At 41.9% G+C, this 10,001-nt stretch carries 14 protein-coding genes and 2 pseudogenes; 14 read left to right on the forward strand and 2 right to left on the reverse strand.

Annotated features, from left to right (window positions below):
* Positions 1–103: IS66 family insertion sequence element accessory protein TnpA (tnpA, locus tag EAE90_RS24780; protein ID WP_422616012.1), on the reverse strand; the 103-nt coding region annotated here is incomplete at its 3' end.
* A complete protein-coding gene (locus EAE90_RS22205; protein WP_214055319.1) occupies positions 100–237 on the reverse strand; it encodes a hypothetical protein in 138 nt (45 codons plus the stop codon). The genes tnpA and EAE90_RS22205, both read right to left, overlap by 4 nt.
* Between EAE90_RS22205 and EAE90_RS24915 the strand changes: the two are divergent.
* From EAE90_RS24915 to EAE90_RS22275, 14 genes and pseudogenes are all read left to right on the forward strand, one after another.
* Positions 193–2,616: pseudogene (locus EAE90_RS24915) on the forward strand (RHS repeat-associated core domain-containing protein); the annotation flags it as partial. The gene EAE90_RS22205 and the pseudogene EAE90_RS24915 overlap by 45 nt on opposite strands.
* Before the next feature lie 358 nt (positions 2,617–2,974).
* Positions 2,975–3,205: a hypothetical protein gene (locus tag EAE90_RS22215; protein ID WP_113041135.1), complete on the forward strand. Its 231-nt coding sequence runs from the start codon at positions 2,975–2,977 to the stop codon at positions 3,203–3,205.
* Between the two features lie 264 nt (positions 3,206–3,469).
* A complete protein-coding gene (locus EAE90_RS22220; RefSeq protein WP_214055320.1) occupies positions 3,470–3,847 on the forward strand; it encodes a hypothetical protein in 378 nt (125 codons plus the stop codon).
* A 1,008-nt stretch (positions 3,848–4,855) separates the two neighbouring features.
* Positions 4,856–5,149, forward strand: a complete 294-nt coding sequence (locus EAE90_RS22225; protein ID WP_339921759.1) for an HNH/ENDO VII family nuclease — start codon at positions 4,856–4,858, stop codon at positions 5,147–5,149.
* An 11-nt stretch (positions 5,150–5,160) separates the two neighbouring features.
* Complete coding sequence (locus EAE90_RS22230) at positions 5,161–5,613, forward strand: SMI1/KNR4 family protein (protein ID WP_214055322.1); 453 nt, start codon at positions 5,161–5,163, stop codon at positions 5,611–5,613.
* Positions 5,614–5,731: 118 nt separating this feature from the next.
* A pseudogene (locus EAE90_RS22235) lies at positions 5,732–6,214 on the forward strand (RHS repeat-associated core domain-containing protein); the annotation flags it as partial.
* Positions 6,202–6,450, forward strand: a complete 249-nt coding sequence (locus tag EAE90_RS22240; protein WP_011147327.1) for an immunity protein TriTu family protein — start codon at positions 6,202–6,204, stop codon at positions 6,448–6,450. The pseudogene EAE90_RS22235 and the gene EAE90_RS22240, both read left to right, overlap by 13 nt.
* A gap of 188 nt (positions 6,451–6,638) precedes the next feature.
* Entirely contained in the window at positions 6,639–7,043 is a 405-nt protein-coding gene (locus EAE90_RS22245; protein WP_214055323.1) for a hypothetical protein, read from the forward strand.
* Positions 7,040–7,588 (forward strand): hypothetical protein, encoded by a 549-nt coding sequence (locus tag EAE90_RS22250; RefSeq protein ID WP_214040138.1) that lies wholly within the window; start codon positions 7,040–7,042, stop codon positions 7,586–7,588. The genes EAE90_RS22245 and EAE90_RS22250 overlap by 4 nt, the downstream gene beginning before the upstream one ends.
* A gap of 203 nt (positions 7,589–7,791) precedes the next feature.
* Entirely contained in the window at positions 7,792–7,950 is a 159-nt protein-coding gene (locus EAE90_RS24530) for a toxin C-terminal domain-containing protein (RefSeq protein ID WP_214040137.1), read from the forward strand.
* Positions 7,950–8,405 (forward strand): hypothetical protein, encoded by a 456-nt coding sequence (locus EAE90_RS22260; protein WP_214055324.1) that lies wholly within the window; start codon positions 7,950–7,952, stop codon positions 8,403–8,405. Before EAE90_RS24530 ends, EAE90_RS22260 begins: the two co-directional genes overlap by 1 nt.
* A 283-nt stretch (positions 8,406–8,688) precedes the next feature.
* Complete coding sequence (locus EAE90_RS22265) at positions 8,689–9,021, forward strand: hypothetical protein (RefSeq protein WP_214055325.1); 333 nt, start codon at positions 8,689–8,691, stop codon at positions 9,019–9,021.
* Complete coding sequence (locus tag EAE90_RS22270; protein WP_214055326.1) at positions 9,021–9,386, forward strand: hypothetical protein; 366 nt, start codon at positions 9,021–9,023, stop codon at positions 9,384–9,386. Before EAE90_RS22265 ends, EAE90_RS22270 begins: the two co-directional genes overlap by 1 nt.
* Before the next feature lie 225 nt (positions 9,387–9,611).
* Positions 9,612–9,938: a hypothetical protein gene (locus EAE90_RS22275; protein WP_214055327.1), complete on the forward strand. Its 327-nt coding sequence runs from the start codon at positions 9,612–9,614 to the stop codon at positions 9,936–9,938.
* Positions 9,939–10,001 lie beyond the last annotated feature (63 nt).

Raw genomic sequence — 10,001 nt, forward strand, 5'->3', positions numbered from 1 at the left:
TCAGCTGATGCTGTTCGCAATACTGTTTTCGGGTCAGGTCACTGTGGCGCCATTGGGTCACATGTTGCTGTTTTTGTTCCGGGGTATATCGGCTACGGCTCATGGTGTCAGTCTCCAGGTGAAGATAAGGAAACGGTAGCGTGCATGGGACAGGGAGGAAGAACAAGGTGAGATGACCGGACGTTTACTAACATCACCACCTATTTCGATGCCGAAGGCGGCTGTACCCGCTACCACTATAACGCCGACGGCTTAGTGACCCGCCAGGTCGACCCGCTCGGCCATGACACCCGGACCGAATGGGATTTCAGTCACAAAGTCGCCGAAACCGACCCGCTGGGCCGGACCACGGCTTATGAGTACAGCCCTTACGGCGAACTGACCGGCTGGCTGTCACCCGCCGGGGACCTCACCGCTTACGATTACGATGAATACGGCCAGCTGACCCAGGTCACTCAGCCGGATGGCGCCCGCTGGCGGCTGCATTACAGCGAACAGGGCAACCTGGCCTCGGTTATCGACCCTCAGGGACGGGTTGAAGAGACCCGTTACGGCCCGCGCGGGGAAATCCTGCGCCAGGTCCTGCCCGACGGCCGCACCTGGCGCTACGGCTATGAACGGCAGCAGCTCAGTGAAATTCGGGCCCCGGACGGCGCCCTGACCCGGTTTGACGCCGACGGCCTGGGCCGGCTGCTGCGGGTCACTGACGCGTTACATCAGCAGACCCACTATCACCACAGCCCGTTTCACGCCAGCCCGGCGGGCAGCGTCAGCGAGATTCAGCTACCGGACGGCATCCGGCAGACGATTGACTACGACAGCGAGCGCCGGGTCTCGGCGGTGACTGACGGGGAAGGCCGGACCACCCGCTATACCTATGACGCCTTCGACCGGCTCAGCCGCCTCACCCGCCCGGATGGCACCGCCCTGACCTTCGGCTACGACCGGCTGACGCGCCTGAAAACCGTGACCAACGAAACCGGCGACACCTACCATTACACCCGTGACCCGGCCGGGCGGGTGATTAGCGAAACCGATTTTACCGGCCGGACCATTCATTATCAGTATGACGCCGCCGGGCGCCGCCTGACTGCCCGTTACCCCAGTCACCAGCTGCTGCGCTGGTGTTACACCGACGACGACCGCATTACCCGCCAGGAAGCATGGCAGGAAGAGGATGACCGGTGCACGTTATGCACCGTCACCACCTACGACCACGACGCGCAGGGACGGCTGGTCCGGGCCACTAACCCGGACGCGGTGGTGGCGTTTGCATACGATGAGGCCGGCCGTCTGACCCGGGAGACGATTAACGGGCGCGCCGTCAGCCATCAGTGGGACCCGATGAGCGGCCTGCCCGCCGGATACCAGGCGGACACCCTGCCTGCGGTCAGCTGGTACTACGGCCTTAACGGCCGACTGATGCAGTGGCAGCTGGACGGCCATGCCCCGTTGCAGATGCAGCATGACGGGCTGGGCCGGGAAATCGCGCGGGAAAGCGCCGCCGGTTTTATCCAGTCACAGGCTTACACCCCGGTCGGGCTGCTGGCCCATCAGACCGCTGGCCGCAGCTCCGACTGGTTCAAACAGACCCTGTACGAGGCCGACCCGCATTTCCCGCCGCGGGGCAGCGCAGTCACCCGCCACTGGCATTACACCCCGGCCTACAACGTGGCCTGCATTGAAGACCCCCGCTGGGAGGAAACGCGCTACGGCTACAATGCCAACGACCAGGTGGTGACCGCCCAGTTTGGCGGGCCACGGGCCTGTGACGAACAGTTTGTGTACGATGCCGGCCAGCACCTGCATTACCAAAAACGGGTACCGGAACGGCTCAGTGAAGACCTGCGCCAGAGCTACCACACCCAGCAGGCGGGGCGGGTGATTCAGCACGGGGCCTGCACGTATCGCTACGATGAAAACGGGCGGCGGACAGAGAAAACCGAACAGCGCCGGGGCTACCGGCCGCGGACCTGGCGCTACCGCTGGGATGCGCAGGACCGGCTGACCGGGGTTATCAGCCCGGAAGGGATGCGCTGGCGCTATGGCTATGATGCTTTCGGGCGACGGATTAGCAAGCGGAAAGAGACAGACACCGCCGGACCGCCGGTGAAACCGACCGCGATAATCGGCTATGATTACCTGTGGAGCGGGGAGCAGCTGATTGAAGAGACGCCGGTATATGCGGATGGCACCGTTGACTATGAACAGAGCATTCACTGGCTGTATGAGCCGGGCGCCCTGACCCCTTCGGCCCGGTTTGAAAAAGGCCAGCTATATTATGTCGTAAGTGATCACCAGGGGACCGTGCGGGAAATTCTGACCGAAGCAGGGGAACTGATCTGGGCAGGACGATTACTCACCTGGGGCGAGCCGGAATGCTGGCCGGTGCTGACGGTCAATGACCCGCGGAACCTGACGTGTCATCTCAGGTTCGCCGGTCAGTACGAAGACGAGGAAAGCGGGCTATACTATAATCGTTTTAGGTATTACGATAACGAGATCGGGCAATACCTCTGTGCCGATCCAATTGGATTAGCAGGTGGATTTAACCCGTACAGCTATGTCCATGATCCAGTCAATTGGATTGACCCACTGGGATTAACTGGATGTCCTGGGATAAAGAAACCATCTCCAGCATTGAAAGGTGATCCTTGGCATCCTGATAGTGTAAAAGCTCGTCAAAAAGAATGGCAACAACTATATGGCTCTAAACCGTCTACGCCTGGAGCTATGCAAAAACAAGTCGAGAGAGGCCAAGCCCCAAGAGATATCGAAAGGGTAGATAAAGGACATATTCCAGGTCAAGAACCACATGTCCACTATAAAGATGGAACTTCATCCAACCAAAGTGGCGGTGTCCATGACGCTCATCGAGGTATTCCAAATCCCAGTAAAAAAGCGATTGAATGGCTTCGTGATCATGGATGGACGCCACCAGATTAATATCTTAGTTAATAGTATAGGGTATAACATGAAAATATATGGTTATGAGTCAGAAGATAGTGACTTGGTTAGCTTGAATGAAATCACATTTCAAGCATCTGTTGATGAACTTAAGGAATTAGTTTTATTCATAAATAACTCTATTTCTCTAATTGAGCTTAATGGCGATAAATTTGGTCATGAGCACCTTAGTGATTTTATTAAAAGTAAAAAAAACAAGAAACCAGATGTAATAATTACATCAATGAAAAAGCAATAATTTAGTTTTACGTTGCATTAAATAATAAATAAAGCCGGAAAGTTCCTTCGAGATCTTCCGGCCTTCTTATGATATCTACCGTGGCGAATATCCACTGTATGCTAGAGCAGATTGAAGGTAATACTCCGGCGAACTGGATAGACCTCTGGGTCTGGATGGATAGATACACATGGATTAGCTGGATATAGTGCATATCTGAGAGACTGGAGAAGAGGTAAAAAAGGTTTTGAAAATTTCTGCGATAACTCAACTCAAGAGCAATTTATGAAGGCTTGGGATAATCCTAGATTTAGAGACAACATAAAGGATCGTCTCCGCAAAAATGGTGGCTCTAAAGATGGAGGATTTCATGAATGGTTGCCAGTATCTCAGACTGATAAATTTAAAGAAATGGGAGTAACATTTAATGAATATATGAAATGGAGAACTTCTACAGGTAAAATTAAATTCTTGGATGATAATGGCGTTATGGGAACACATACAATCCCTCATTCCAGTAGTGTTTCTCCTCAATCTTCATTAGCTCACCGCAAACTGATAGCAATGGCCGATAATGCAAAAAACATCAATGGATATCTAGCTGCTGTAAGAAAATGGTCTAGTAGACGACTTACTTTTGGCCCACTAGACTTGCCTTTTTAATTAGGTGTACTGATATGACTATGAAAGAACAATATGCTGTTTAGTGTTCAACTTCAACCGACTATACATCCATTTTAAATAATTTTATTAATACGGATAAAAGTTGCAAATTTGAGCGTGATTTTAATTTGAAAAATAGTTTAACAGATTATGATCATGCAATTGTTATTTGGTATGGAAAAGAACAAGGTGAATTAGGATAAATAGATAGAGAAGATAATCCTGCCTTAGATCCAGGTTTTGATTTTATAACTCAGCCAGTCGCAATAAAATTAAAAGAAAACAATATAGATAAAATAAGTTATCTTTTTGCTATTCTTGATTTTGAATATGATTTAGATATAAAAAAAGTGATCTGTTTTTCTTTTTCGGAAATATAGAGTGTGAGAGGAAAAATAGTAGTTGGCTAGATGAAATATTAAAAAATATGTAACAGATAAATTAACTTGCATATTACAAGCCGAAATTATTTAGCCTATCCATTTTAAAAAGCCGGAAAGATCCGCGTGATCTTTCAGCTTTGTTATTTTTATGTTTAAAACAAATAGCTTACAGAGTTGGTCTTATATATTAAATATATAACTTAAAATCATAAAAATATAAAATAAATAATAAGACAAAAAAAGGAATGATACAGAAAAATATAATATTCATAGTAAATATACATATAGGCTATATTTCAGATATTTTATTCTGTTTCTCTCTGAAACAGTAAAAGACGGAACCGCTTCCGGTTGGCTTCTTTCTTACCGTGGGTGAATACCCATCCACGCCAACGCCGAATGATTAATGCAATGGCAAGGCATCAAGGTAATCACAGATATACTGATGCAATGCTCTGGATAAAATAAATCTACATCAATCAACTGATGCCATATCGAAACAAATAGCTAACATTCAAAATATAGCTAAAAAAAGCATGGAGAATGGTAATATTATTAGATCCAAAGATATGTATAACACTAATATTCAGAGAGTCCCGGCGTTCCTGAATTTGTTCATAATAGTGTGCACCCTGCTATTCGTAAAAGATTAGTTAATGGATGGACTAACCGTGATCTGATGCAAAATGGTTATGCACCTATCGGCCCTGATGGGAAACAAATAAACTTGCATCATGTTATCGGACAGGAACCTGGTCCAATGGTTGAAATTGTGGCCTCAACCCACAAAAAATACCATAAGCCATTACATGGATTAATTGAAAATGGGAAAAGTTTTAGACGAAATGGGAATCTTGCTTCACAATATGATACTTTCAGGAAAAATTACTGGAAACTTAGGGCAGAAGACTTTAAATAAGGCTTTGCATTATGAATAAAATAGAGCTATTAATCAAAGAATTATCTTCATCAGAAAAACACGAGGTTGACTGGTTAGGTGGTGCTGACCAGGAGCAAATTACTATATTAGAGGAAGCATTATGTGCAAAATTGCCAGAGGATTTCAAAATATTCCTAAATAAGGTTGGTGGTGGTGGTGTAGTTGACCAAGAATTATCTGGAATAGAAAATAATGATGCCTTAATTGATTATGGTGGAAATATATATTACGATACTATTTATTGTAGATCTGAATTTTCTTTACCTGAGAAATTAGTAGTAATATATTTCTATGATGACGATATCTGTTGGTACATAGATACTTCTGAAAGTAACTTTGGAAAAGTAGTGAATTATAATTTATTTGATAGAAAAGTAGATGGCATTTTATCTTCTAATTTCACAGAGTTTTTTGAAGAATACGTTAAATTAAGGACACAGTAACCTGATAGAAATAGGCCGGAAAGATTACAGCATCTTTCCGGCATTCTATTACTGAATAATGATCTCATTAAATGCCTGTCTAAAAGGGATTGTTCATTCAGTTAGCTAATCCACTCTCTATAATCGCTTTAGATATTACAATAACGGGACCGGGCAATATCTCTGTGCCGACCCAATTGGATTAGCAGGTGGATTTAACCCGTACAGCTATGTCCATGATCCGGTCAACTGGATTGACCCATTTGGGCTATCAACTGCCACGGTTGGTCGTTGGATGAGTCCCGAAGAACTTCAAAAAATGCGTGATACTGGCAAAGTGGTTCAAAGTACTACGGGAACAACACATGTTGGTTATCCAGCAAATATAGATGCCTTTGGTAAACAAGCTAAACCGGGAACAGTGTATGTTGAATTTGATGTCCCTGAAAAATCGTTGATAAAAACAAATGATGAATGGGTAAAAATAGTAGGTCCAGATTCTTTAGAAGGGCGTTTAGCAAAACGTAAAGGATTGCCCGTACCAGAAATGCCAGAAGTAGCCAATATAGAAATTAAGGCACAGAAAACAACAGAGGGGATAATGACAGTATGCAAAAAATAAGACTATGGATTATATCTAATTACAATTATCCCGTGATTGTAAATAATGAAAGTTTAGTAGTTGATATTGATACTGATAAAAGTATTGCTCGGTTTACTGTATGGGATGATTTGTCATGCATGTTAGAAATTCTTGATGTAGATACTGAAAAATATATCATCAATGAAAGAAGAGAGCTGGCCTCTGACAATGAAGTAATTGAAGCATTCAAAGAATTTCATAGCCTGCTAAATTAAACTTAAGCCGGAAAGATCCCCGTGATCTTCCGGCCTTCTGATGATCTATCTTAGCGTACAGCTATGTCCATGATCCGGTCAATTGGATTGATCCGATCGGGTTAGCCGGTGGCGAGAACCCGTATAGTTATGTTCATAACCTGACCGGATGGATTGATCCTTTCGGGCTGACATCTTGTCCAGAAGTATTGGCTAAAAAAGATGACCGCAGAAGAAGATACCATTCTCGATCTGCTGCATATGAAAAGCACACTAAAGCTAGAACTCAAGAAAAAGCTAAATCTCTTTCTTCAAATGGAGGGACAGCACAATATTGGGGGGATAACTTACCTAACAATGCAACAGCACAACAAGTTACTGCTTTTAGAAATAAGGTAGAAAAAGATGCGTTAAGTAATGGCGCAGAAATTAACCTAGGCGATAATAAAGGTTCATCTTATTATATTCACGATGCAGGATCTCCAATTGGATATAATAATGGCAAGCCAACTCAATATTTGAGAGTGGAAGTTACCAATTCTCCTAACCCTGAATTTCATGGACACCCAATATCACAAAGTGATTACAATGCGTATATGAGATCTAAAAAATGAATATAATTCAGAAAATACATAACTTGTTTCCTTTAAAAAAAATGTATGCGCCATCAGGATGGCTTATAGCTAAAAACCACCTAATTGACGCTGATCTAAATATATTTAATAAATTAAGTAATGATGATAAATTTTTGATAAAAGATATTTTTTTCTCATCCAATATATTTTATTCATATAGTGAATGTTTTGTTGGAAATAATATATACATGAAAGGTGTTATTGATGTTGGATGCTTGTTCTACAAAGAAGATCTTGATTCAGAACAAGAAGATATATTTAATTATGGTGCAATCCGTTATCAAATAACATTATCTTTATATAAAGGAAAATCTAAAGTAAGCTTCTATTCATTTGATAAAATAGTTAATGAAAGAAATTCAATGATCGATGAAGTTAATTTTTTGATGCAGTTTTTTTCTGAAAACGTTATCGATGCAATAAATCAATATGGTTTTAAAACTGATTTGGATCACCATCTGAATATGAAAAGAGAATTATTAAATCACTTGTATGATAAAAAAATCAATTTTGATATAAGTTAATATAAATAAAGCCGGAAAGATCCCCGCGATCTTCCGGCCTTGTTATGATCTATTTTGGCACATACCCACGGTAAGCCCGCGCCGATTGGAGCTTATCGATGATATATTTATAAGAGAATGAATCCAATGGTTTAATTCCGTCTCAAAAAATCCAGTTTATTGTCAAGGTTATATTTTTTAGAAAATGAAATTTTCTTTTTTATATGAATAAAAAAGCATCGAACAAAATGAAATATATTACGCCTGATGTTGATCAACATAATGGTGGTGTCTGGAAGGCTGCCGATAGTGTGAAAAATCTAGGCAGTAGACGAACAAGATCGGGAACGTATGATGCTGACCTGAATAGGATAGGTGACTAATGAAATATTCATACAGAATAACAAAATATAATAATACCAATGAAAATGGCGATATTTTTTCTAGTTCTGATGAATGGACTAGTTTTTTTGATATTGGTCAAAAGGTAGAAAAAGATGAATATGAGAAGATTGAAAATCAATATATAGATTATGTTATTAACTTATGTCACTGCTTGAAAATTAAGCTCCTCAGAATCAAAGAGCTAGAAGTAAATATTGACGAAGTTTCTTATCTTGACGGTGAATCTATAGATATCAGCCAATTAAGAAACATAATTCAGTCAATTTTGAGAGAAGATATATGGTGCAAACTCATATCAGATCAATGCGAATTTCATTTTGGATATGATTTTTATATGTATTTTGTATCAAAAATAGATCCACAGGAATGCATAGATAAAATAAATACTTTACTTACAGTACAAAGATATAGATCTCCATATTTAGATGAATAATATCTAATACAATATATAGGCCGGAAAGATCCCACGAGATCTTCCGGCTTTCTGATGATCTATCTTGGCATACAGCTATGTCCATGATCCGGTCAACTGGATTGACCCGCTGGGGCTAGATGGGAGTCCGAATCCGTACAGTTACGTGCCTAATCCGGTAAACTGGATAGATCCGTTCGGGTTGACTGATTGTCCGGCAAGTCTTACTAGGGAACAAAGGCAGGCAAGGATCAATGAGCTTGCAGAGGCTAATGCACTCAGACGTTTACAAGAAATGGAAAGTATGAATCCTAGATCTCACTTCCTTGAGAGACATGGTGCCCAAACGTCTTTAGAATCCCAGCTTGGACGAGCAACTAATGGAGCGAATCCTACTACGGGAGTTCAGCAGCGTACACCGATGGCAGCAACTCGATTTGATAGTCATAGAGATCAATTAAATGCTATTCAGCGACAATCAGGTGGCGCTGTGACTAAAGCTACAATTCCGTATGGAAGAAGAATCGGTGAAGGGTATAGCAAGACTGGCCCAACATATGGCACTTCGAGTACCGCAACAGTGATCTTAACTCCAAATGGGCAAACAATCACTGCATATCCTGTATGGGGGCGATAATGAATAAATTTGATTTAAAAACTAAAAATGAAATTTCTATATTAGTAGGTTTTCTTTCTGCTCTTGATGAGGAAGTTATCAGTGATAAAGATTATTTGTTAATTAACAATAAAAATGTTAATAATAAAGATGATCTACGTTCTGTTTCAGAAATTGTTCTCAAATCTTGGTTTTTAGAATATATACCAGCCAATAGAGATAAAGTGATTCAGTCTATTAACTTTATTATAAATGGAAAAGTTAATCTTGTTGATGTTGTTTTTTCTGAAATGAATTTTATTTTTGACTATGAAATAGAAGATAAGTCTCTTTTTTTGACAGAAATAAAAGGTTTTCTTGAAGAATATGTCAGAGGTAATGACTAACTATTTGGATTTAAGCAACTGCATTGTTCATTAATAATAAGAAATAGTGTTTTTGGAGAGTTTATATCTATGGCTTATTTCGATAAAAATCAGATATAAAATATCGTTGAAATCAGCCGGAAAGATCCCCGTGATCTTCCGGCTTTTTTATCTAGTTCCCATTCAGCACATTAAACATTCCGTCTTTATAGCTACGTTCATAATCCGACGGGTTGGATCGATCCTTTGGGGTTGGCGGGTAAAGATTGTGGAAATATCAAACAAGGTGTTCTTAATAATATTGCAGCAAGTAAGGCAGCTAGAGAGTCCTCTCATTTTGGCGGCAATGCACCAAATCCTAAGGATAGGACTTTAGAAGGTTTCATGAAGTTACATGTTTCCCCTGACCGAGAAACATTATTATTCACCCAATCATCAGGTTTTAATAATAATAAAGGTAAAGTCGGTGGACAATTTAAGCGTTATGGATTGGATTCTCATGCTGGTATCAGGGCGGGATTCCACTTTGTATTTAATTTAATCAAAGATAAGTTGACTACGGAATTCCCCTGACCAAATGGCTCTTCGACGTTTAGCCGCCTGACTGTCTTTTATACTGGTATTCTGTTTAATCAC

It is taken from the genome of Photorhabdus caribbeanensis (assembly GCF_018448885.1).
Lineage (GTDB): Bacteria > Pseudomonadota > Gammaproteobacteria > Enterobacterales > Enterobacteriaceae > Photorhabdus > Photorhabdus caribbeanensis.